Consider the following 22,361-nt stretch of genomic DNA (forward strand, 5'->3'; position numbering starts at 1 on the left):
TGCGGGCGAAAGGACTTGAACCTTCATGGGGTTGCCCCCATACGGACCTGAACCGTACGCGTCTGCCAATTCCGCCACGCCCGCGTGCAGGAATTAGAATAACGGAGCGCCACCGTGAACGCAAGAACTATTTTTGAAAAAGTTTGCGGGCATTTTCCCAGGCGGCTCGAGCGATTGCCTCGGCGTTCTCGCCGGTACGATCGACACGGTCGTTAACCAGCGCGTTTGCCGTGATGGAAATCATTGCCGGCTCACACTCAAGACCGCGAATGGGCTCCGGAGCCATATAGGGACAATCCGTCTCGAACAAAATTCGATCGAGCGGGGTTGACGCAAATGCCTCGCGCACATCATTGTTGCGCTTAAAGGTGGCCGCGCCGCCATAGGCGATATAGCAGCCCAAACCCACAAAGCGCTCCATCGTGGCGCGATCCTCGCCAAAGCAGTGCAGCACGCAACCGGCCTGGGGCACACCCACCTCGCGCAGCACGTTGTACGCATCCACATGCGAGGAGCGCTCCCCATCCGCGTCCTCGTGGCGCAGATGCAACTCCACCGGCACATTGCGGCGTACGGCAACTTCGAGCTGACGTGCCATGCAGTCAATCTGCACGCTGTGGGGCGCCGGCGCGATGTCGTCGTCGTAATCCATGTGGTAGTCCAGACCGATCTCGCCGATACCGACGCATAAGGGATCATCAAGCGCAGCAACGACCTGTGCATGAATGTCATCGGTATAGTCCGGCGCGCCATAGGGGTGCACACCGGTGAGATACTTTATCTGCGGAATCTCGCACATCGGCAAAATCTCGCGCACCAGCCAGTCGCTATAGTCCGTCACGCTGCGTTTGTCGGCAATGGGATCAAAGATCGTCACCAACAGGTCGACGCCTGCAGCCTTGGCGCGCACAAGCGTCTCGGGTACTTCCTTGCCCCAAAACGAGAGCAAGTGCGCATGCGTATCGGCAAGCGGCGCCAAGGGCACAGGGCAAGCAACCGTTTTCTTTTTCTTGGTAAACGTCACGCGCTCGTCATTAGGCATCATGGATTAGCTCCTGAGCCAGACGGACAAAATCGGCAACGCCAAGCGTCTCGGCGCGTGTGGTGGGCGCGATGCCGCAAGCCTCAAAGGCGGCATCGAGCGCGTCCTTGGCAAAGCCGTTGGCGCTCATGGAATTGCGGATGGTCTTGCGACGCTGAGCAAACGCAGCGTCAATCACGCGGGCCACAAACTCGCGATCAAGCCCCTCGGGCGCTACGCCGTCGACACGGTCGATGCGCACGACGGCCGAATCCACATGCGGCGCCGGCATAAAGCAGCGCGGCGACACCTCAAAGCGACCCGTCACCTGCGCATACAGGCCGAGCTTTGCCGTATAGCCGCCGTAGGTCTTGTTGCCCGGCGTTGCGGCAATGCGATCGGCAACCTCCTTTTGAACCATGACGACGGCGCGTTTGAGCGCGGGCATCGTCTGGAAGAACTGCAGAATGATCGTCGCCGCCACGTTATAGGGCAAGTTCGCGACAAATACCGTCGGCTCACCGCCCGCGGCCTGCTCAATCTGCTCCGGGCACACCTTGAGCGCGTCGCCCATGATAAAGCGGAAGTTGGCATAGTCGGCGGCATGGGCATCGAGCACCGGCTCGAGCTCGGGATCGGCCTCAATCGACGTGACGCACGCCGCCTCCTGAAGCAGCGCAAGCGTGAGCGTTCCAACGCCCGGACCAACCTCGAGCACGCGCTCATCGCCCGCAAGTTCGGAAAGCTCGCAAATACGCTCGATCACATGGTTGTCGATCAGGAAGTTCTGGCCCAGGCGATGCTTGGTCGCAAGGCCAAACTCCTCCAGCAGCTCCCTTGTTGCCGTGGGGTTTGCCAAAGGCGAAGTTGTCATAGTTGCCTCCTTAGCATGGTGGCGGCGTCTTGAAACAAAAGGGCATGGACCGTTGCGGCCATGCCCTTACACCTAAACAGCAGATTGCCGATATGGCGCGCGGCGTCTTAACCCAGACGCGGGAACAGCGGCTCGCCCTTCTCGACGGGCTGACCACCGGCAAGCAGACCCCAAGCGCAAATGCCCTTGAGGTCGTCGCTCGCGGCCTCGTCCTCGCACGACAGGCGGCGCAGGGCCTCGGTAGAAGTCTGGGGCATGAGCGGCATCAGCAGGTGAGCGGCAATGCGGATGGCCTCGAGCAGGTTGTAGATCACAAACGCCAGCTCGTCGGCCTTGGCCTCGTCCTTGGCAAGTGCCCAGGGCTCGGAGTCCTCGATGTAGTGGTTGGCGGCGTGGATGAGCTCCATAACCTCGTCTTTGGCTCCACCGTAATCGAGCACGTCCATCTTGGCCATGTAGCGCTCGGCCAGGCCATCGGCGATCTTTGCCAGCGGGTTATCGAACGAATCGAACGATGCGGGCTTGGCAGGCGCGCAACCATCAAAGTACTTACCGCTCATGTTGAGCGAACGCGAGATGAGGTTGCCCCAGCTGTTAGCGAGATCGGCGTTGTAGACCTGCTCCATGCGATCGAAGCTGATAGCGCCGTCGGTGCCGGGGACCACGTCGGTCATAAAGTAGTAGCGATAACCCTCGACGCCCAGCATGTCGATAACATCCTGCGGGGCAATGGCGTTGCCACGGCTCTTGGACATCTTCTCGGCCTTGCCAGTCTCGGCATTGCGCACGGTCAGGAAGCCGTGGGCAAAGACGTGCTCGGGCAGAGCCTCGCCAATGGCCATGAGCATAGCGGGCCAAATGACGCAGTGGAAGCGAATGATGTCCTTGCCCACAATGTGGAACTGCGCAGGCCAGCGATAGGCCAGCTCGGCACGGGCCTCGTCGGTGTCGACACCGTAGCCGACAGCCGTCATGTAGTTGAGCAGCGCGTCGAACCACACATAGGTCACATGGCCCTCATCGAACGGAACCTGGATGCCCCAGTCAAAGCTCGTACGGCTCACGGAAAGGTCGTTGAGGCCGCCCTCGACAAAGCTACGCACCTCGTTCATGCGGAATGCAGGCTCGACGAAATCGGGATGCTCGTCATAGAGCTTGAGCAGCTTGTCCTGGAAAGCGGAAAGCTTGAAGAAGTAGGACTCCTCCTGCACACGCTCGAGCGGACGATGACAGTCGGGGCACAGGTGCTGGCCGACGCTGCCGTACTCCTCGTCACCCTTCTGGACCTGCGTGTCGGTAAAGTAAGTCTCGTCGGGCACACAGTACCAACCGTCGTAGCTGCCCTTATACAGGTAGCCAGACTCCTTCATACGCTCCCACAGATACTGCACCGCATGATGCTGGCGCGGCTCGGTGGTGCGGATGAAGTCGTCGTTGGAGATCTCGAGTTTGCTCCAAAGCTCCTTGAAGTGCGGAGCCTGGCTGTCGGTCCACTCCTGCGGCGTCATGCCATGCTTGGCTGCGGCCTCGGCGACCTTCTCGCCGTGCTCGTCCATGCCGGTCAGGAACTTGACGTTATAGCCGGCGGAGCGGCGATAGCGAGCCTGGACGTCGGCGATGATGGTGGAATAAGCCGTGCCCAGATGCGGATCGGCATTGACGTAGTAGATAGGCGTCGTGATAAAGAACGAAGGCTTGCTTTGATCCATGGGGTTTGTCCTCCAGAAAAACGTTGCATACAGGGGATGATTCTAACGCAAGGGCTGGATATCCTCCATCTATTGCATATTGAGCACCATGGCATAGACATCGCGCTTGCGGCGTGAATACTTCTGAGACAGGCGCTTGGCCACCGCAGAGGCGGGCTCCCCCTCCTCGAGCGCGACACGGATATCCGCGCGCAGGGCCTCATCGGGATCCGCTGCCGCTGCGCCAACCGGCACAATGCCGGCCTCCTCATCTTCACTCGGTGGCGCAATGACCAGCGCAATCTCGCCCTTTACTTCGCCGCGAGCACGCAGCCCCTCGGCAAGCTGGGCGGCGGGCCCGCGCAAGACCTCCTCGTGCAGCTTGGTGAGTTCGCGGCAGACGGCAACCTCACGCTGGGGAAAGACCTCTGCCACGGCCTCGAGCGTCGCCACGATGCGATGTGGAGACTCGTAGAAGATGAGCGCGCCGGGCACCACGGCAAGGCGCTGCAAACGGCGTACGCGGTCGCCGTGCTTTCGGCCCAAAAAGCCCTCGAAGAAAAAATGCTCGCAGGGAATGCCGGACGAAACGAGCGCTGTGACGCAAGCAGAGGGCCCGGGAATAACTTCGACGGGCACATCGGCCTCACGCGCCGCCTCGACCAGCGCCTGGCCGGGATCGGACACGCTCGGCATGCCGGCATCCGAGGCAAAAGCGAGGGTCTCCCCCGCCAGCAGGCGGTCAACCAGACCGGCGGCGCGGCTGGCGATCACATTCTCGTCACAACGGACAAGCGGCTTGGAAATGCCCAGGTGCATCAGCAGCTTTGAGGTCACGCGCGTGTCCTCGCAGCAGATCGCATCGGCGGCGGCAAACGCCTCGCCAACGCGCGGAGACAGGTCGCCCAGGTTGCCGATGGGTGTTCCGACCACATAGAGTTTGCCCGTACGGGCGCTGTTTTGCGTCATATCAACCTATTCAATCATGCCGCGCTCGAGCGTACCGAGCGCCGCGCGGGCGTCCCATGCTGCGATGCGTTTCTCGGTCTTCCACGTTTGGAAGAACCAACCGGCAGCCGGCGCAAACGAAGCCAGCTGATTGGCGATAAACACGCGCTCGTAGGCATTGCGGCCCTCGGGCGTAACCGACGAGTTGGCAAAGATCGCCGCGCCCGACCATTCGCCCACCAGCACGGGGAACCCAGTTGAAATCGCTTCTTTAAGCTCGCGCTTGTTACGCGAAATCGCCGTCGTCAGCCCGCGGGGGCTCGTGATGTCGAGCGCATGCTCGTCGCGGTAATGGTACAGGTGAAGGTCCATGTAGACGTTCTTGTACTTGGCGCCGCGCATAAAATGCTTCCACTCGCCGGGATGTCCCGACGACGAGAAGACGACGATCTTATCCTCGGGCATATACGAACGGACGAGCTCGTAGGCATCGCGATAGAAGTTGCGCAGGTAGTGCGCCGGAATGCCATCCGTCATGGTAAAGAGACTCTTGCGGACACTCATCTGCGGCGTATCCAGCAGCTCAATGCCCAGCAGGCTCTCGGCTTCGCCGTAGCGATCGGCCAAACGCTCCAGCACGTCGAGCGCAACGTGACGACCGTTGGTGGACGAATGCCACTCGGCAACAGCCTCCGGCGTGGTGGGCGAATCGTTGGAATCGCCCTGGCCACCGGGCACAGTCGCTAGATCGAGCAGCACGCGAATGTCGTACTTCGCAGCCCACTCAATTGCACGGTCAATGTAGTCGATAACCGAAATGTAGGACGCATCGGACTCCTGCGAGCCAAAGGCATACCAGGGCACCGGCAAACGCACGGCATTGAGACCAATCTGCGCCATACGGCGAAAATCATCTTCGCTTACGAATGTCTCATAATGGCGACGCATGCGCTCGTTATAGGCAGCAGTGCCCATGGCTTCTTGCAGTTCCGCCGCATTGGACGCACCTGTCGCCGCGTACAGCGACGGGGTCACCCAAGGCTCGGGAATAAACCAGCCAGAGAGATTAACGCCGAGTATCCTCTCCATCACGGCCCCCTTCGAATCGTGCAGGGCGAACCCGCATCGTATTGCATAGGAAAAGTATCGTTTTGAGTATACCCGCGCACACGGACAGCCGATCGAACGGTCTGCAAAGTGGCGCAAAAGTAGGAGTAATGTCTGGGCGGGCACACCCGAGATGGTACGCCAAGATGTGCACGCGCGCCGAAGGCAGGCGCCGGAAGGCGCATCCCGTTTTTTTGCTCAATAATGGAATGCATTTTCCGCCAGCAGGCCCAACCGGAAAGCATGTCCCGTAATTTCACGTCATTCCGGGTCGCATTTTCCCAAGCGCCCCTAAAGCGGAAAGCGCATCCCGCTCAGGATTGAAATTCTGGGATGCGTTTTCCGCGGGTCCACATAAAAGAAAAGGACCCCTTTGCAGAGGTCCTAGTCAATTCAAGGTGGCGGGGAAGGGAATCGCGTCCGCGCGCTGCGCGGACGGACCGCTGCGGCGCTTGCGCGCCTTGCGAGCTACGCTGGCAAACGCTATCGCGTTTCCTCAGCTCCGCGCCCTCGCGGGGTTCGATTCCGTGCGGGGGCTACATAAAAGAAAAGGACCTCTTTGCAGAGGTCCTAGTCAATTCAAGGTGGCGGGGAAGGGAATCGAACCCCTGACACGAGGATTTTCAGTCCTCTGCTCTACCAACTGAGCTACCCAGCCATTTGAGGTGTGCCTTGTTTCAAGGCTTGATTAGTATAACCAAGGACGCGCTCCGGTCAACCGAGAATTTGAAAAAAGTTTTTGGACGCCGCCTCGGTTCTGTAAAGCAGCACGTCAGAGACATCAACCGGCCGCAAGAAGTTTTTCGCCCAGGGCCTTCAAGCCTGCACTCGTTGCAACTTCAAGCCAGCACTCGTTGCAAGACAGTGGGCGATACAAGGATTGAAGGGCGTTCCAGCACCGCCCAAGCACCGGGACAGGAGCACATGCGCCAGGGGCGGACATTTTCGTAGCGTGCAAGGATATTGCCGCTGCAATCAATAAAGGCAATGTCGATGGGATAAGCCATAAAACAGGTGTGGACCGAAGAGCAGGACGGAAACGCCATGACGAGCGGCAGTCCGTCAGCCGTAATCGGCACGCGGCCCAGCATGCCGCGCAAGCGTGCGCCAAACGATTCTGCCACCATAAACTCTGCCGGCGACCAACCGAGCCTATTGAGCGCACGCGCGTAGGCGATATAAGACAAGACGGCGCTCACATGACCACCCCCGGTCGCCACGGATCGACCGTAACCGCGCGCTCGTGCGACAGCTTCGCCGGCGTCCCCAGAGAAACGCCGGCAATGCTAAGCAATCTAGGCCACGGCTCATAGTACATGACGCAGGCATAGGTCCTAAACGTCCCGGACAGAGAGAGCAAGCCGCCGTCAGACGACGCCGAGCTCTGCTCGCTCGAGACCTCGATCTGCAGATCATAGCCCTGCATAGCCGCCTGAATCTCGGACTGGACACGCACCGAGGCATCGGCAGAGCTCTTGTCGCCCTCCCCTTCCGGCGCCACGGCGTGCGCCAGCACGATATCGGGCACCACGCGATCGAAGCGCGCAACGGCGCCGGCAAAGACCATGACGTTGTACACAATGAGCGCAAGCGCCAGCAAAACGGGAGCGACCACGGCCATCTCGACCGTCGCCTGGGCGCGCTCCTCGCGCAGACGCATGCGGATACTCATTACGACCCACCGCCCAGAGCGCCAACCAGCGTGGCGACATCGACGGTGAGCGGGATGGAGCCGCCGCCGGGCAGAGGAATCTCCGCAAGTGTGAACACCGTACCGCTAATGGTGCGTTCGACTTGATATTCCAACGCCTCGCAAAGCGCCTTGGGATCGGTCACGCCCAACGGAATACTTCGCAGTTTGTCTTGCGCTTGAGAGAGACCGGCAATGTCAGACCCCGGACTCTTAATGACGTTAGCGGAATCGGTCAGCACCGGCTTTCGCAGGCGCAAGTCGCACGGTTCCAAACCCAGCGCCGCCACGGACGCCGAAACGGTATCGCCGAGCCACGATGCAATGGAGCCCAACGCGCCGCTGCCCCCTCCTAGGTCTTTAATCATCTCGTCCATAAGTTCGTCGGCCGAACCTTGGATGTCTCCGTATCCCACAAGCAGGCGTCCCCAAACATCCATGACGCCATCGAGTACGCCGGCAACGCCGCCCGAGCGCTCTTCCAGTGTCGAGAAAAACCGCGAGAGCACGTTGTTTTGCGCCGCCGCGTTGTCGGGAGCCAAGACCGCGGCAGAGATTGCGCCGCGACTGCCGAGCGTAACCGGCTTATTGAATGAAGAGTCGAGCTTACCGGGACTGGTCATATCGCCCGAGACCGCAAAGGCGACCACGCCGTTTCGGCCGGGCGGGGCGATACGCGGCCGCTCGCCCGAAAGCGCCTTGATGGCCTGGTCAAACGCATTACCCGCGCGATCGGCCTCGTCCTCGGTCTGACGCATAAGCTCGAGCTCTTTGTTGCGACATTCGACGTATTCTTCCAGAGCCCTTTTAAACTCGTCAAAGTGATACTCGAAGCCGTTTTCGATAAATGATGGAGGCATGAGGGCGCGACCCAGGTCAACGACGTCAAATTGGCACTCCTCGCACACATCGTGGCCATCGTAATCGACGACGGATGCCAACCCGCCCGGCGACCCATTCTTATAGTTGGGGCATCCGGTCCCATAGTGCAGGTATGTCTTGCCACCAATATCACTCGTAGGCCACATGGCATCGGTGTAGAGCTGGGTTCCCTTCACCTCATCTGGAGTGCGTGGCAGGAATGGAATCTGGGGTAAGATTTTTTCACCATCATCTTTAATATACGAGTGATCGAGTTCTTCGATTGCATAAGCGTAAAACGCTTTGCGCGCGACAGACTCCGCCTCCATCTCTACACCCCCACCAAGCGGCCTTTCATTCGCCAGGCGCCGGCGGTAATAGGTCTTCGCACGATTTAGGGCGATCTGCGGCTCCCAATCGATACTCGAAGTATAGTGGCGGTTTTGTTCACCCGATAGCTTTGCCAAGCTCCCCGCACGCTCCCACATACATGAGTACTTGCCAATCGCATTCTCATCCGATCCGCCACAGTCCGCAAGCCAGGCGCGCTCTTTGGCCTTCGCCGTATCCTCAGAGGCCTTCTGCAGCTCCACAGCTGCGCGGTCTAAATCTTCCGACGTCTTTTTAATGGCATCGGTCGAGATTTCTGACCCCTCGAGCGCAACAAAGTCCGACTCCGATGTCCTGGGCACGGCGAGCGCTGTGCCGGTATAGGTCACGTTATCGGTATCCTGCGCCGAAACAGCCTGCGTAGCTCGCGCGGCAACCAGATATGGCAGAGCCGTTTCGACTTTTTGCAAACCCTCCGACGCACTTTTGGCAAACCTATTGCGCGTTTTAATAATCTCAATCCCGGTATCGACCATATCGCTTGCGGCTATTTTCCCACCCGGCACCAGCATGGCAACCAAGCCGGTGCCGATTGTGGCAAACCCCGCCAAGCCCAAGCTCAAAATGCTCGCATCCACCACCGTGGCCGCTGTATGGTAGGACGATATCACGTTGGCACCTGCCAGAGCACCGCTATCGGCCGCCACCTGGGTATCCCCGGCACGCGACATACTCCATATCGCCGCCGTCGACGAAAACAGCAGCGTAAGCACCACAAGTATGACGACCGCCGAAGAAAGCGTAGTGTAGGCACCGTCCTCGATAAACAAGTCGATACCGGAGCGGCCCATGAAGCCGCCCCGCTTGCGGCGGGCATTCGACCGGCAACGGCACACGAGCCCTCGCATCATTCGCAGCAGGCGACGCCTAATCCCACGCGGCAATCCACGAATCATAGTCTCCCTCCAGCCATCCGGGACGCGATCGGTACGAAACGTCGACTTTCAACTCAACATTTCCTCCTCCCCCCACATTGCCCATGGCCTGCGCGAACGCGCCGATCACGGGCAGCGGCTTTACATCACCCGCGATAGATACAGACGAAACGCCCCCTGCGTCCGCTCGGCCAAGCTCGATATCCCACGACAACGGTCCGCCGGCGTGAAAGATCGAGACATCGGGCACCGCGGCGAGACGGCGGCGGGCAAACTCCTTGAGGTCGTCGTCCTCCGCCGTCGTCGTGGTCATGAGCCGCGCCGTCTCGGCGGCGGCAGACTCCATGACCGCACGCGTATAGAGCAGGCACACCGGCTGCAGCGCAAGCAGGATGAGCGTCAAAAACGTCGGCAGCAAAAAAGCGGCCTCGACCGTAGACTGCGCCCGGTCCTCGCGCGCGATATCAATAGAGCGCGATGTCTTTGGCGCCTGCGGCGGCATCGATAACCGATGTCGAGGCGACGCCATGGGACGCCGCCCGTGCAGCCAACGCCGCCAAGCGTCCGTCGGTGCCGGCGCGCCAAAGCCCCGCAATCGCCAGCACGATGGAAAGCAGCGCCATGGTGACGATGGCGTACTCAACGGTCGATTGGGCAGACTCCTCGCGCAAAACGTCAAGCATTTCACGATCCCTCCTTTGACCCCGATGCTTGCGGAACCAAGCGCACCGCGCGTAAGCGGCACGAGGCGTCTCCGGCATCCGCGGCAACCGTCACCATGTCGACCCAGCCGCGCCCATCGCGCACGATGGCGCCCCATACGTTGCCCTTGATGTCGAGGTAACCGCTTAGAGCGAGCTGGGCTGTGGGCACCTCGCGATAGACACGCAACAGGTCCGCGGCAGCCTCGGTCATCGGTCGCTCCTCGGCCCATGTCAGCCGGACTGCGACTGCGTTGTCCTCAGATGGACCCGCCGCAGCATCCGCCCGTTCGTCGAGGGCGCGCAGAAAAGTTTGTGCCGTGACGGCGGCATCCCTGTCGGCCGTGTCCCGCGCTTTGTCATCGGGAGGCGCCACCGCGCGCGAGCTCCCATCCGCGACGACCCCAGAACGCTGCTGTCGCACGGCATTCAGCCCCCAGAGCGTCGCCGCTATCGCCACAATCAGGCAAGCGAGCACCAGCAGCACGCCAACAGAATGCCCGCCTTCTACAGGCTGTTGATGCCGTCTTTGATCGCGTTCCATAGCTTTTCGACGTTGCCCTTAAATGCAACGATGGCAATGATCGCGATTACCACGAGCACGCCGACCAAGATGGCGTACTCGGTGGTACCCTGCGCGCTTTCCTCCTGCACCAGCGCCTTGGCACGTTGACAGGAACGCATTGCACGGTAAAGCGTCCGACTCCAAACCCTACCCATAACGTCAGCCATTTTGTTCATGTATTCCTCCCTACATCATCCCGCCTGCTCCCAGCAGCGGGCCCAATATGGATAACAGCAGTGCCGGCAAGATGAGCGTGCCGGTGGGAATCAGCAGCTTGACGGGCGCTCGTTCAATCTCGCGCTCGACCGCGGCACGATGGGCGGCGCGGATCTCGCGACTTTGGGCAGCAAGGGTCTCGGCAAGCGGGGCACCCAGGGCGAGCGCTTGACCCACCGTAATGGCAAAGGTCTCGAGCGCCCGCACGTCCAGGTCCTGCGCGGCCGCCAACAACTCGTCCTCGCGCGCTCCCACGCCCACCTGCCACGCCATGCATGCCCGTTCAAGCCGAACAGTCAGCGCCGATCGACGATTGGCGCAAAAGATCTCGAGCGCCGCATCGAACGAAAGGCCGGCGGAAAGCCCCAGGCGCACCACATCAATCATCTCGGACACCTCACCGAGCGAAACCTGCGCTGAGTTGTCCACGCCAAATGCGCCCCTCACCCACGCAATAGCGGCATCGATCACCGAATGGGCCGCAGCAACGACTAGCACCGCCTCGCCCCTGAAAATCTCCATGGTCTGGCGCACATCCGAGCGCTCCAGGCCCGTCGCGACAAATACGCCGAAGGCGCACAGGCAAGCCGTGGCGGCAACCAGGGCGCTCACAGCTCCACCCGCATAATGCGCCGGATAACCACCAGGGCGACGCCGTTAAGGGCAAGCCCCAGAACCACGGCGCCGGCGCCTACCGGCGTTGCGAGACCGTAGCGAAAATCTGCCGAAAGCAGGGCCAGCACCGCGCACATACCCGCCGGCATCGCCGCGACCATATGCGCCGACATGCGCGCCTGCGACGTTTTGACATCCAGGCGGCGCTTGAGCTCAATACGCTCCCCCACCATGCTCGACGCCTCGGACAGCAGATCGGCAAGCGGGGCACCGGTCCGCTGCGACACCTTGAGCGCCAACGTGACAAGCGAAAGCCCGGGGGCGTCGATGCGGACAAGCAGGTCGTCGAGCGCATCGGCAGCCGAAATGCCACAGTCGATCGCCGCCGCTACCCGCAGAAACTCGGTATGCACCGGCTCTTGCGCGTGAGCGCCCACAAACCGCATGCCCTGGGCCAGCGAATGTCCCGAGGCAAGCGACATGGAAAGTGCCGTAAAGGCCTCGGGCATGGCTTCCTCCACATCGCGCTGCTCGCGTCGGTGGTCAAAGATGTCGCGTGCGGCGCCGGCGGCAAAGGGCGCAACCGCCCCCAAAACAAAGCCGATGGGCGATAGCGACACCACGGCAAGCGCAAGGCAGCAGACGCCACTCGATAGCAACAGGAACGCTAAGCGTGAAGCATCATCCTCAACGACAAGACCGATGCGGCGCACGGGAGCCAACGATGCCCACGAACGGGCGATCTTTTTTAGCAGATCGTTTTCCACCAGCTCACGCGGCAGCTTCTCTGCCGCCGTCTCGAGCGTCTGGCGCACCAGCTCCGCCGGCGGCACCCTCGGCACATGAGGCTCCACTCCGCATACCGTCGCGACCGAAAACCCGGCAAGGCCCCCTACGACGAGGGGCACAACGACCTCCATTCGTCCACCTCCTCCTGTGTAAGCGTTCCCGAGCGCAAGCCCTCTGCGATAAACGGCGGCTCGCGGTTGAGGGTCCAGGTACGCTCGGCGGCATCGAAGGTCACGTAGCGCTCGAGTTCCACGCCACCCGACGCGCCGCGTCGCACCCCCGAATAGGAGGACACAAAACGCCGGCCGTCCGCATGGCGCTCGGACATCACGATGCCGTCAAGCGCCATAGCGATTTGTTCCTCGATAAGCTCGCTCGGCAGATCGATGCCATAGCGCGCAAGCAGCGTCAAACGCACCACGGTCTCTTGCTCGGTGCCCGCATGAAGCGTGGTGAGCGACCCGTCGTGGCCCGTGTTCATGGCCTGCAGCATGTCGCAACATTCCGCACCGCGTACCTCACCCACCACAATACGGTCGGGACGCATACGCAGGGCGTTGGTCACCAGGTCGCGGATTGTCACCGCACCCTCACCCTCAATTGAAGCCTCGCGCGCCTCCAGGCGAACCACATGCGGGTGATGCGCGAACTTGAGCTCGGCGGAATCCTCGATCGTCACGATGCGCTCGCCGGTAGATATCTCGCACGATAGCGCGTTGAGCAGCGTAGTCTTGCCCGACCCCGTACCGCCCGCAACCGCCAAATCTTGGCGCAGCGACACCGCACACGAAAGCAGTTGCGCATACCAAAGCGGCAGCGACCCCAGGCCCACAAGCTCGTCCAACGAACAGATGCGATCCGAGAACTTGCGGATAGTGAGGATCGGCCCATCGATCGCCACGGGCGGAATCACCGCGTTGACGCGATACCCTGTCTTGAGGCGGGCGTTGACGATGGGACTGCGCTCGTCGATACGCCTGCCCAGCGGCGAGATGATGCGGTCGATGAGCACGCGAATCTGCTCGTCATCCTCAAACGCATGCTCGATGGGGTATAAGACCCCGCCGCGCTCAAAGAAAGCCGAGCGGCAACCGTTGACCATAATCTCGGTGACGGTGTCGTCCTCGATGAGCGGCTGCAGCGGGCCCAAGCCCACCACGTCATCCAAGATCTCGTTGATGATGGTCTCACGCTCGGGCGTCGCCAGGTCGGTCGGTTCTTCCACGTTGAGTGCCGCCTCCACCGCAGGACGCAATTCCGAGCGGGCAAGAACCGGATCGACGTAGGCACTGATGCGTGCCACCTCGTCGTAGCCCACGCGGTCCATCACGGCCCGCTTGGTGCGGCGCTTGACCGCACGGCGCCGTCCCACATCGACAGGTGCCGTTGCCGCTGCCGCACCGGCTGCTTTAATTCTCGTTTGCAGGCTCATCGGCAATCACCCTCACGCGACCAGGGAAGGCGGATGCGCGGGCGTTCGGTGCGCGTTGCACGGTCGGCGACCATATCGCTCCAAGAGCCGACGGCGCACCCCAGTTCCACGAGCATCTCACGTGTGGCCTCGCGCACGCTGGTCGCAAAAGCGCTGGTCTGCCCCACTGCCTCGTCAGCGCGCCCAAACGCCATGAGCGCGGCGAGATCCTGCCCGCCATCGGCGATACGAATCTTGGAGCTCAACGCACAGGCAATCTCAAAGCGCATGGCGACATCCTCGTCCGCCCCACGCGCGCCAAATCGGTTGAATACGGCGCTCATGCGCGTGCGCGGCACGCCCACACGGCTCGCCAGCTCAATGACGCGCGCTGCAGACGTCGCGGAAGAAACTGCCGCATCACCCACGACAAGGCAACGGTCGCACGCTGCCACCGCAGCCGCCACGGCATCGCCCCAAAAGACCGAGGTATCGATAAGGACCACGTCGGACTCACGACGCAAGATGTCGAGCAGCAGCTCTACCGGACGCGCCATGAGCTCGGCGCGCTCGGGCGCTGCGACAGGCCCCCAAAGCGTAACGCCTGGGGCAACGCGCATCGATGCAGCGACCACGTCTTGCTCCGCAAGTGCGCCCGCGACCGACGGCTCGATAAGTGTCGCCATGTCATGCGGGGCATCGGCGCCCAGCAAGTCGTAGAGATTTCCAAACATTAGGTCCAAATCGAGTACGGCAGCTCGCAGACCCAGCAACGAAGCGGCATGCGCCATCGTGGCGACAATCGTCGATTTGCCACAGCCGCCCGATCCCGAGACGGCGCAGATGACCGGAGCTCGATGCGACGTCGACGCAGTGTCTGCCAGCGGTGCAGGGGCTGACGACGTGGGCGGCAACGTCCCCGTCTCGCCAGCCGCACCCAAGTGCTGCGTCCACGCCGGCACGGCAGGCTGCTCAAACGGTAGGGGCGGAACTGGGGATTCCGCTGTCACGTCGACGTGCGGGCCATCACCCGCGACAAGGCCCTCGACCTCATCGAGTCCATCGGCCAGGCTCACGCCGTGCACGTATCCCATATCTACGGCCAGGAGGTCTTCGCCATACGGCACCGACGCTCCGGCGTCATCACATGCAAGGGGGCCCGGGGAGCGCCGAACATGCTCGGCTTCCGCTTTCCCATAGTCATCAACACGCGGGCCTCTTGTAGCGCGAGGCGCCCCGGGTTCCCTATCAACAAAAACATCGGGCTCAGGCGACACGCCCCAATCGGAATCAACCGCTCCCTCGCCCACATGTCCGCTGCCGCATATGCTGTGCGCAGCGATGACCTCGGTCGCCCCCGCGCGAAACAGCCCCTCGATATCCGACGGATCGAGCGCCTCTATCAACACGACGACGCGGCTCACGCGTCCTTCGGCAGTCAGGCGCGCGACGGTCTCTCGCACATCTTTAGTATCAAACAGGGATGCCGCGATAATGGCAGCGCCACGGCGCGAAGGAAACGCCCGAGCCATAGACACCAACCCGTCTAGGTCGCCCACGCGAAGCACCTGCGCGCCCGCATCGCGGCCCTCGACTTCCTGCTGCAGCAGTCCGTAATCGCCACACGCGCAGCACGCAAGCCAGATCGCCTTCATCACTCGTCGCCTCCGCTCTTTTTGCCGCGTGCCGTGGCGGGAATCGTCAAGCTGACCGTTCCCTTGCCCGAGGCTCCCAGCAATTCCTTGACGTCTTTGGGGTCGGCCGCCAGCGTCACCCACTCGACCTTGCCTTCGCGCGTGGCACCGGCCTCGTCGCTGGTATCGATCACATGCGCGCCGCACAGCCGGTCGGTCACGCCGTCTTTTTGCACGTACACATCCACGTAGCTGCCCACGCCTGCGGCTCCGCCCACCGAATGCTCGGCATCGACCGCCACCGAAACGGCAACCTTGCCCTTGGGCACCTCGAGCGTATGGCTCTCGGCTTTGGTGTAGACATCGCAGACCACGGCATTTTTGGGAATACGCGAGGTCGTCACGTCGCCACGCACCTGGCGCAGCTCGGTCGCCGCATCGCGCGGCAGCAGGCTCGCGAGCCACTCTTGGGTTACGACATTGGTCTCGTCGAGGGTCTCACCCACATCGATATCACGCGCGGCGACGCAAACTTCGACGCGATCGCCGCCGTATTTGGCCAAGGTTTTGGCCTGGGCCTGCTCAGCCCGCGAACGAACCGATGACCCGTAAACCATGCAGAGTGCCGCGGCGAGCACGCCCGCTGCCAGACTGATGGCGATGCGCTTGCTCTTGTTCACGGCAGCTCCTCTCAAGACAGCACTGGGCGGATGGGATGCCCGTACCACTATTGTCCGAGCGGCCAAGCAACAAAACAGCGCGATCACCATCTTGGTTTTAAGTGTCAAACCAATTACCAGCCAAGAGCTGACCAACCCGTCAAGCCCGCGGCAAGGTTTTGGTCAGCGCGTCGGCAAAACGCTCATTTAAGGGCGCATCGCCAGTAAAAAAGCCGCCTCCCGCACAGTTGGAAGACGGCTGTCATAGATAAATTCAATTACAGATGGATATCGGGATCGAGCATTTGGGCACTCACACGCATGGATGACGCCAAGTTTTGGAACGTTTCCAGGCGCAGGCCATCGATCTGCCCGGCATCGGCGGCCTCGCGAACGGCGCAGCCCGGTTCGTGGGTATGCGTGCAGTCGCCAAACCGACACGCACGCGACGCCTCGACGATCTCGGGGAAGGCACGCGCTAGGCCCCGCTCGTGACCAACGAGTGGCAAACTGCGCAGGCCCGGAGCGTCGGCAATGACGCCGGCGTCGCCCGGCAGCGCCACCATCACGCGCGCGACCGTGGTATGGCGGCCTTGGTCGTCGCGCTCGCGCACACCACCGGTAGCCAGCGCATCGTGGCCCAGCAGCGCATTGAGCAGCGTCGACTTTCCGGCCCCCGACTCACCCAGGATCATGGCGCACGTTCCCGCCGGCACACAGGCGCGCACCTCATCCAAACCACGGCCTTCGGCAGAGGACGTCACGATCACGCGCACGTCCGGGCCCACCAGACGGCGCACGCGATCCAGATCGCGCTCGAGTTCCGCGGCCTCACAGCGGTCGGCCTTGGTAAGCACCACCACCGGCTCGGCATCGCAGTCGAGCGCCAACACCAGCGAGCGCGCCACGCGGTCGAGCAGCACCTCGCCGGCGCCAAGTGCCTGCACGATCAGCACACTATCCACGTTGGAACAAAGCACCTGACGCTCGCCGCGGGCGCGGCCACGCCAACGCTCAAAACTCGTGCGTCGCGGCAGAACGCATTCGATTACGCCCATGTCGTGCCCGGGCGCACGACGCACCGCCACGCGGTCGCCCACAGCCGGCAGCAGCACCTCGTCCTCGCCGCGCGACTTGGCAAACCCCACGGCATGCTCGGCACGAAAGGTATCGTCGGCCGTCGCCACCAGCGGAAACCCGCGATCTAAGCGCACCACGGCACCCAGCTGCATCTGCTCGGGCTCCTCGGCTTGGGCGCAAAAATCGTCAAATGCTGCCTGCTGAGCCGCGGCGACCGGCAGATCGCCAAACGCCGGAACATCCTGCAGCGCATCGAGTCCCGGCACGCTCGCCAGCAGCTCCTCGGCAGACGCGGGGGCTTCGGTCGCAAGCTTCCGACGACGATCACGCTTGGCCCGCGCCCCCGTCGTCTTTTTCTTCGCCTTAGCCCTAGCCTTGCCCACAAGCGCCTCCCAGCACCACAAATCACAACTGAGCAGGTATTTTAATCAAAAAGAGCTGGCCGGGCAAAGCCCGACCAGCTCACACACTTTCCCTCAGCCCTTTATCATCCGCGCGGGAGAAAAGCCAGCAAGGATACCGCAGGGCCCGCCCCGGAAGCCCTTTCTCCCGAACGATCCCGCAGCGCGAAGCGCGAGGACCAGTGAGGGAGAAAGGGCGTGGGGCGGACCCGGACAGGTACGTTACTCCTTCTCGACTGCGCGCATGATCGCCTTGTAGATCTCCATCAGCGGAATGATCAGGAAGGCAAGGCCCAGCGCGGCGATAACGCCCTTGAGCTCAAGCGTCACGGGGCCAAAGAACATCTCGGCAAGCGTCGGCTGCACGGTTACGATCACCGTCAGCACCAGCGCCAGCGCGGCAGAGGCCCACAGCCACTTGTTCTGCTTCTTCATCTTAAACAGCGACGTGCGACGACTGCGCATGTTAAAGCAGTGGAAGATCTCGACCATGTTGAGCGTGATGAAGGCCATCATCACGCCTTCCTCGTCGGCGACGCCGGCGATCATATCGGAGATGTGGATGTAGCCCATGTCAAAGTACACGCCCACAAAGAAGCTCGCCAGCACCAACGCGGCAATGATCAAGCCCTGGACCACGCAGTCCAGGCCCATATTGCCGGCAAAGACGCCGTCCTTGGCGTTGCGCGGCTTGCGCTTCATGATGTCGCCCTCGGCATCCTCCATGCCCAGCGCGAGCGCGGGGAAGCAGTCGGTGACCAGGTTCACCCACAGCAGCTGCACCGGCTGGAAGATGGTAAAGCCGATGAGCGTGGCGATAAACACCGAGAACACCTCGGCAAGGTTGGCCGAAAGCAGGAACTGGATGACCTTGCGGATGTTGTCGTAGATGCGGCGACCCTCTTCGCAGGCACCGATGATGGTGGCGAAGTTGTCGTCGGCAAGCACCATGTCGGCGACGTTCTTGGTAACGTCGGTACCGGTGATGCCCATGCCGACGCCGATGTCGGCACGCTTGATGGACGGGGCGTCGTTGACGCCGTCGCCCGTCATGGCCACGATCTGGTCGCGCGACTTCCAAGCCTCGACGATACGGGTCTTGTGCTCGGGCTGGACGCGGGCGTACACGCCGTAGTCCTCGATGTGCGCGTCGAGCTCCTCGTCGCTCATGCGATCGAGGTCGGCACCGGTGATGGCATGGCTGCGATCGGTGACGATACCCAGCTGCTTGGCAATGGCCACGGCGGTGTCGATGTGGTCGCCCGTGATCATGACGGTGCGGATACCGGCATCGTGGGCCTCGCGGATGGCGTCGGCGACCTCGGGGCGGACCGGGTCAATCATGCCGGACAGGCCGCAGAAGACCAGGTCGTGCTCGAGCGCGGCGGGGCTGCAGTCGCTCGGGACCTCGGTGTAGGTGCGGCTTGCCAGCGCCAGCACGCGCAGGGCCTCGTCGGCCATGGCCTTGTTGGCGGCCACGAGCTCGGCACGACGCTCCTCGGTCAGGGGGACGACCTTATCGCCCTCGTAGATGTGGGTGCACAGGCCGATCACCACGTCGGGCGCGCCCTTGGTGTATTGCTCGTACTCGCCGTCCAGGGTCTCAACGACCACGGACATCATCTTGCGGCCCGAGTCAAACGGGGCCTCGCCCACGCGCGGGTGCTCGGCAGTCAGACCAGTGAGGCCCGCCTTTCCGGCATCGTTGACGAGCGCGCACTCGGTCGGCTCGCCCACGGCCTCGCCCAGCTCCTCGTCCCACTGGGCATCGGAGCACAGCGCCATACCTGCCAGGAACTTCTCCTTAGGCGCAGCGAGCTCGTGCTTGACGACGGTCATCTTGTTTTGGGTAAGGGTACCGGTCTTGTCGGAGCAGATGGTCTGCGTGCAGCCGAGTGTCTCGACGGCAGAGAGCTTGCGGATAATTGCCTGGCGCTTGGCCATCTTGGTCACGCCAAGCGACAGCACGATGGTCACGACGGCGACCAGGCCCTCGGGGATGGCAGCGACGGCGAGCGAGACGGCGACCATAAAGGTGTCGAGCAGGGCAGTCGGGTCGGTAAGGACGTTGCCCACGCCGTGGCGGACGATGTCGACGCCAAAGATCACGACGCAGATGACGATCACCATAATGGTGAGGATACGGCTGAGCTCGGCGAGCTTCACCTGCAGCGGTGTGAGCTCTTCCTTGGCCTCGGCCAGGGCACCGGCGATCTTGCCCATCTCGGTATCCATGCCGGTGCCGACCACGACGGCGCGGCCACGGCCGTACACGACGGTGGAGCCCATGTAGCACATGTTCTTGCGATCGCCGAGCGGCACGTCATCGGTGCCCGCGGCAAGCTCGATCACGTTGGCGTGCTTCTCGACCGGCACCGACTCGCCGGTGAGCGCGGCCTCTTCGATCTTCATCGTGGCGCTCTCGAGCACGCGGCAGTCGGCCGGGACGGAGTCGCCCGCCTCGAGCATGATCACGTCGCCGGGTACGAGCTCGGCGCTCGGCAGGTGCACGAGTTTGCCGTCGCGTAGAACCTTGGACTGCGCCGCGCTCATCTCCTGAAGGGCCTCGAGGGCCTCCTCGCTCTTGGCTTCCTGGACCACGCCCAGCACCGAGTTGACGATAACGACGAACATGATGATGGCGACATCGGCAAAGTCCGCCTCGCCCTTAACCATGCCCGTGAGCGCGCTGATAACGGCGGCAACGATCAACATGATGACCATGGGGTCGGCCATCTGCTCAAAGAAACGCTTCCACAGCGGCGTCTTCTCGGCTTCCTCAAGCTTGTTAGGGCCTGTCTTGGCGAGGCGCGACGACGCCTCGTCGTTGCTCAGGCCGAGGTTCTCATCGACACCTTGGTCGCTGAGCACCTCCGCCGCGGCGGACAGGTATTCCTTTTGCATATAGAGTCCCCTCCTGGGATTCGGGCCACTCAGCAGATTGATGCCCGATCATAATTCCCAGGAGAAGGGCAAGGGCTCATCAAGGCTGCCGTGCTGAGCGGCAGTTGATAGTGGAGCTATGGTACCCCAAAGCGACGCGTCTAGCCAAAACAATCCATTTGGAAATATGGTCCGTATGCAACGATGCGGACCGTGTGATGCTCAATACTGATAAAACGTTTTTTCTTAGGCGCGTCGCCAAACTAAAATATCGCCCAGATAGCAGCGGTTAGAGCGGTTGGTAAAGTTTTTTCATATACCGTTTTTCCCGTAAAAAATGAACTTCTAATTCGGCATACGGTCGATTTTTTGGGGTATTCGGTCGGTATTTCGTTATAATCAACTCAGTTTTATTTCTTATGGTTTATCTATCAGCGCAAGACGATGTCAGATGGAGGTCTGAATGTACAAGCGCACTAAGATTGTATGCACCATGGGTCCCGCCTGCGATAGCGACGAGACCATCCGCGAGATGATCAAGGCGGGCATGAACGTCGCCCGTTTTAACTTCTCGCACGGCTCCTACGACGAGCACCACGGTCGCATCGAGCGCGTCCGTCGTATTTCCAAGGAGCTCGGTATGCCCGTCGGCATCCTGCTCGACACCAAGGGCCCCGAGGTCCGCACCGGTCTTCTGGTCGACGGCAAGAAGGTTGCCGTCAAGACCGGCGACAAGATCGTCGTCACCGCTCAGCCCACGTCAGAGGATTTCCACGGCACCGCTGAGCACATCTCCCTCGACTACCTGGCTCTGCCCTCCGAGGTCGAGAAGGGCTCCCTCATCCTGATCGATGACGGCCTGGTTGCTCTCGAGGTCGAGTCCGTCGACGGCCAGGACATGACCTGCGTCGTCAAGAACGACGGCCTGATCGGCGAGCGCAAGGGCGTCAACATGCCCAACGTCAACATCTCGCTGCCCGCCATCACCGAGCGCGATCGTCAGGACATCCTCTTTGGCCTGACCGAGAACATCGACTACATCGCCGCTTCCTTCATCCGTGACGGCGAGTCTGTCCGCGGCATCCGCGAGCTTTGCCGCGAGAACGGCGGCGAGCACGTGACGATCTTCCCGAAGATCGAGTGCGCCCTGGGCGTCGAGAACTTCGATGAGATCCTCGAGGCTTCCGACGGCATCATGGTCGCCCGTGGCGACCTGGGCATCGAGATCAAGCCCGAGCTCGTTCCGCACATCCAGAAGGAGATCATCGCCAAGTGCAACGCGGCCTACAAGCCCGTTATCACCGCTACGCAGATGCTCGACTCCATGCAGCAGAACCCGCGCCCGACGCGCGCCGAGGTTGCCGACGTTGCTAACGCCATTTACGACGGTACCGACGCCGTCATGCTGTCCGGCGAGTCCGCTGCCGGTAAGTACCCGGTCGAGGCCGTCAAGATGCAGGCCAGCATCGCTCTCGAGACCGAGAAGTACCTCCCGGCTCACGCTCCGCTCGAGGTTCCGGCCGATGCTCACGGCACCCGCGTCGTCAACAACGTTGTGGGTATGTCCGCTGTGAACATGGCCACCACCGTTGGCGCCAAGTGCATCACCGTGCCGACGACCACCGGCCGTACCGCTCGCCTGATCTCGCACTTCCGTCCCAACATGCCGATCTGCGCGTTCTCCCGCCACGAGTGGGCCGTCCAGCAGATGATCATGTATTGGGGCGTTATCCCGCACAAGGCCGAGATTACCCAGGGCACCGTCAACGGCACGATCGTCAAGGCGATCGAGACCGCTAAGGAGCTTGGCTACGTCGAGACCGGCGATTTGACCGTCGCTACCGCCGGCGATCCCCGTATGAGCGTCCAGCTTGAGGACAAGGTCTCCTCGACCAACGTCGCCTACGTCGCTCAGGTGCGCTAAATCGCACTTGCAAGCACATTTGCATTAAA

At 61.9% G+C, this 22,361-nt stretch carries 20 protein-coding genes and 2 tRNA genes; 1 reads left to right on the forward strand and 21 read right to left on the reverse strand.

Features of this window, described 5'->3' with window-relative positions:
- From ACQRC0_RS05365 to ACQRC0_RS05465, 21 genes are all read right to left on the reverse strand, one after another.
- Positions 1-84 (reverse strand) — tRNA-Leu (locus ACQRC0_RS05365).
- 43 nt (positions 85-127) lie between these two features.
- Positions 128-1,045 (reverse strand): TatD family hydrolase, encoded by a 918-nt coding sequence (locus ACQRC0_RS05370; RefSeq protein ID WP_427728401.1) that lies wholly within the window; start codon positions 1,043-1,045, stop codon positions 128-130.
- The gene (rsmA, locus tag ACQRC0_RS05375; protein WP_427728403.1) at positions 1,035-1,895 is read right to left on the reverse strand and encodes a 16S rRNA (adenine(1518)-N(6)/adenine(1519)-N(6))-dimethyltransferase RsmA; all 861 of its coding nucleotides are present in this window, start codon (positions 1,893-1,895) and stop codon (positions 1,035-1,037) included. The genes ACQRC0_RS05370 and rsmA overlap by 11 nt, the downstream gene beginning before the upstream one ends.
- A gap of 107 nt (positions 1,896-2,002) precedes the next feature.
- Positions 2,003-3,604, reverse strand: coding sequence for a methionine--tRNA ligase (gene metG, locus ACQRC0_RS05380; RefSeq protein WP_427728405.1), 1,602 nt, complete (start codon positions 3,602-3,604; stop codon positions 2,003-2,005).
- A gap of 69 nt (positions 3,605-3,673) precedes the next feature.
- A complete protein-coding gene (gene rsmI / locus ACQRC0_RS05385; RefSeq protein ID WP_427728408.1) occupies positions 3,674-4,552 on the reverse strand; it encodes a 16S rRNA (cytidine(1402)-2'-O)-methyltransferase in 879 nt (292 codons plus the stop codon).
- A gap of 6 nt (positions 4,553-4,558) precedes the next feature.
- On the reverse strand, positions 4,559-5,620 hold the full coding sequence (locus ACQRC0_RS05390) for a glycoside hydrolase family 5 protein (RefSeq protein ID WP_427728410.1): 1,062 nt from the start codon (positions 5,618-5,620) through the stop codon (positions 4,559-4,561).
- Positions 5,621-6,223: 603 nt separating this feature from the next.
- A tRNA-Phe gene (locus tag ACQRC0_RS05395) sits at positions 6,224-6,296 on the reverse strand.
- Between the two features lie 181 nt (positions 6,297-6,477).
- Entirely contained in the window at positions 6,478-6,837 is a 360-nt protein-coding gene (locus ACQRC0_RS05400) for a DUF192 domain-containing protein (protein ID WP_427728412.1), read from the reverse strand.
- The gene (locus ACQRC0_RS05405; RefSeq protein ID WP_427728414.1) at positions 6,834-7,310 is read right to left on the reverse strand and encodes a hypothetical protein; all 477 of its coding nucleotides are present in this window, start codon (positions 7,308-7,310) and stop codon (positions 6,834-6,836) included. The genes ACQRC0_RS05400 and ACQRC0_RS05405 overlap by 4 nt, the downstream gene beginning before the upstream one ends.
- On the reverse strand, positions 7,310-9,475 hold the full coding sequence (locus ACQRC0_RS05410; RefSeq protein ID WP_427728417.1) for a hypothetical protein: 2,166 nt from the start codon (positions 9,473-9,475) through the stop codon (positions 7,310-7,312). Before ACQRC0_RS05410 ends, ACQRC0_RS05405 begins: the two co-directional genes overlap by 1 nt.
- Positions 9,447-9,956 (reverse strand): TadE/TadG family type IV pilus assembly protein, encoded by a 510-nt coding sequence (locus tag ACQRC0_RS05415; protein ID WP_427728419.1) that lies wholly within the window; start codon positions 9,954-9,956, stop codon positions 9,447-9,449. Before ACQRC0_RS05415 ends, ACQRC0_RS05410 begins: the two co-directional genes overlap by 29 nt.
- Entirely contained in the window at positions 9,919-10,137 is a 219-nt protein-coding gene (locus tag ACQRC0_RS05420; RefSeq protein ID WP_154517649.1) for a hypothetical protein, read from the reverse strand. Before ACQRC0_RS05420 ends, ACQRC0_RS05415 begins: the two co-directional genes overlap by 38 nt.
- 1 nt (position 10,138) lies before the next feature.
- The gene (locus tag ACQRC0_RS05425; RefSeq protein WP_154517646.1) at positions 10,139-10,369 is read right to left on the reverse strand and encodes a hypothetical protein; all 231 of its coding nucleotides are present in this window, start codon (positions 10,367-10,369) and stop codon (positions 10,139-10,141) included.
- Between the two features lie 293 nt (positions 10,370-10,662).
- The gene (locus ACQRC0_RS05430; protein WP_427719148.1) at positions 10,663-10,896 is read right to left on the reverse strand and encodes a hypothetical protein; all 234 of its coding nucleotides are present in this window, start codon (positions 10,894-10,896) and stop codon (positions 10,663-10,665) included.
- A gap of 10 nt (positions 10,897-10,906) precedes the next feature.
- Positions 10,907-11,548: a type II secretion system F family protein gene (locus ACQRC0_RS05435; RefSeq protein ID WP_427728421.1), complete on the reverse strand. Its 642-nt coding sequence runs from the start codon at positions 11,546-11,548 to the stop codon at positions 10,907-10,909.
- Complete coding sequence (locus tag ACQRC0_RS05440) at positions 11,545-12,471, reverse strand: type II secretion system F family protein (RefSeq protein WP_427728423.1); 927 nt, start codon at positions 12,469-12,471, stop codon at positions 11,545-11,547. The genes ACQRC0_RS05435 and ACQRC0_RS05440 overlap by 4 nt, the downstream gene beginning before the upstream one ends.
- Positions 12,444-13,772, reverse strand: coding sequence for a CpaF family protein (locus tag ACQRC0_RS05445; protein ID WP_427728424.1), 1,329 nt, complete (start codon positions 13,770-13,772; stop codon positions 12,444-12,446). The genes ACQRC0_RS05440 and ACQRC0_RS05445 overlap by 28 nt, the downstream gene beginning before the upstream one ends.
- Positions 13,769-15,406 carry an AAA family ATPase gene (locus ACQRC0_RS05450; RefSeq protein WP_427728426.1) on the reverse strand — a complete coding sequence of 546 codons (1,638 nt, stop codon included), beginning with the start codon at positions 15,404-15,406 and terminating at the stop codon, positions 13,769-13,771. Before ACQRC0_RS05450 ends, ACQRC0_RS05445 begins: the two co-directional genes overlap by 4 nt.
- Complete coding sequence (cpaB, locus tag ACQRC0_RS05455) at positions 15,406-16,065, reverse strand: Flp pilus assembly protein CpaB (protein WP_427728428.1); 660 nt, start codon at positions 16,063-16,065, stop codon at positions 15,406-15,408. Before cpaB ends, ACQRC0_RS05450 begins: the two co-directional genes overlap by 1 nt.
- A 257-nt stretch (positions 16,066-16,322) precedes the next feature.
- Positions 16,323-17,276: a ribosome small subunit-dependent GTPase A gene (gene rsgA / locus ACQRC0_RS05460; RefSeq protein ID WP_427728468.1), complete on the reverse strand. Its 954-nt coding sequence runs from the start codon at positions 17,274-17,276 to the stop codon at positions 16,323-16,325.
- Between the two features lie 471 nt (positions 17,277-17,747).
- Positions 17,748-20,429 carry a cation-translocating P-type ATPase gene (locus tag ACQRC0_RS05465; RefSeq protein WP_427728430.1) on the reverse strand — a complete coding sequence of 894 codons (2,682 nt, stop codon included), beginning with the start codon at positions 20,427-20,429 and terminating at the stop codon, positions 17,748-17,750.
- A gap of 442 nt (positions 20,430-20,871) precedes the next feature.
- Here ACQRC0_RS05465 and pyk point away from each other — a divergent pair, with 442 nt between their 5' ends.
- Positions 20,872-22,332, forward strand: coding sequence for a pyruvate kinase (pyk, locus tag ACQRC0_RS05470; protein ID WP_154517625.1), 1,461 nt, complete (start codon positions 20,872-20,874; stop codon positions 22,330-22,332).
- Positions 22,333-22,361: the final 29 nt, after the last annotated feature.

The sequence above is a fragment of the Collinsella sp. SGI.033 genome (genome assembly GCF_050315135.1).
In the GTDB taxonomy this organism is placed as follows: Bacteria; Actinomycetota; Coriobacteriia; order Coriobacteriales; family Coriobacteriaceae; genus Collinsella.

Excerpts from the sequence above, each read along its gene's own strand:
- rsmI (WP_427728408.1), bottom strand. The coding sequence starts at position 4,552 with ATGACGCAAAACAGCGCCCGTACGGGCAAACTCTATGTGGTCGGAACA.
- ACQRC0_RS05420 (WP_154517649.1), bottom strand. The coding sequence starts at position 10,137 with ATGCTTGACGTTTTGCGCGAGGAGTCTGCCCAATCGACCGTTGAGTAC.
- ACQRC0_RS05450 (WP_427728426.1), bottom strand. The coding sequence starts at position 15,406 with ATGAAGGCGATCTGGCTTGCGTGCTGCGCGTGTGGCGATTACGGACTG.
- ACQRC0_RS05405 (WP_427728414.1), bottom strand. The coding sequence starts at position 7,310 with ATGAGTATCCGCATGCGTCTGCGCGAGGAGCGCGCCCAGGCGACGGTC.
- ACQRC0_RS05425 (WP_154517646.1), bottom strand. The coding sequence starts at position 10,369 with ATGACCGAGGCTGCCGCGGACCTGTTGCGTGTCTATCGCGAGGTGCCC.
- ACQRC0_RS05445 (WP_427728424.1), bottom strand. The coding sequence starts at position 13,772 with ATGAGCCTGCAAACGAGAATTAAAGCAGCCGGTGCGGCAGCGGCAACG.
- ACQRC0_RS05415 (WP_427728419.1), bottom strand. The coding sequence starts at position 9,956 with ATGCCGCCGCAGGCGCCAAAGACATCGCGCTCTATTGATATCGCGCGC.
- ACQRC0_RS05390 (WP_427728410.1), bottom strand. The coding sequence starts at position 5,620 with ATGGAGAGGATACTCGGCGTTAATCTCTCTGGCTGGTTTATTCCCGAG.
- metG (WP_427728405.1), bottom strand. The coding sequence starts at position 3,604 with ATGGATCAAAGCAAGCCTTCGTTCTTTATCACGACGCCTATCTACTAC.
- rsmA (WP_427728403.1), bottom strand. The coding sequence starts at position 1,895 with ATGACAACTTCGCCTTTGGCAAACCCCACGGCAACAAGGGAGCTGCTG.
- ACQRC0_RS05440 (WP_427728423.1), bottom strand. The coding sequence starts at position 12,471 with ATGGAGGTCGTTGTGCCCCTCGTCGTAGGGGGCCTTGCCGGGTTTTCG.
- rsgA (WP_427728468.1), bottom strand. The coding sequence starts at position 17,276 with ATGCAGCTGGGTGCCGTGGTGCGCTTAGATCGCGGGTTTCCGCTGGTG.
- ACQRC0_RS05430 (WP_427719148.1), bottom strand. The coding sequence starts at position 10,896 with ATGAACAAAATGGCTGACGTTATGGGTAGGGTTTGGAGTCGGACGCTT.
- ACQRC0_RS05465 (WP_427728430.1), bottom strand. The coding sequence starts at position 20,429 with ATGCAAAAGGAATACCTGTCCGCCGCGGCGGAGGTGCTCAGCGACCAA.
- ACQRC0_RS05370 (WP_427728401.1), bottom strand. The coding sequence starts at position 1,045 with ATGATGCCTAATGACGAGCGCGTGACGTTTACCAAGAAAAAGAAAACG.
- pyk (WP_154517625.1), top strand. The coding sequence starts at position 20,872 with ATGTACAAGCGCACTAAGATTGTATGCACCATGGGTCCCGCCTGCGAT.
- ACQRC0_RS05410 (WP_427728417.1), bottom strand. The coding sequence starts at position 9,475 with ATGATTCGTGGATTGCCGCGTGGGATTAGGCGTCGCCTGCTGCGAATG.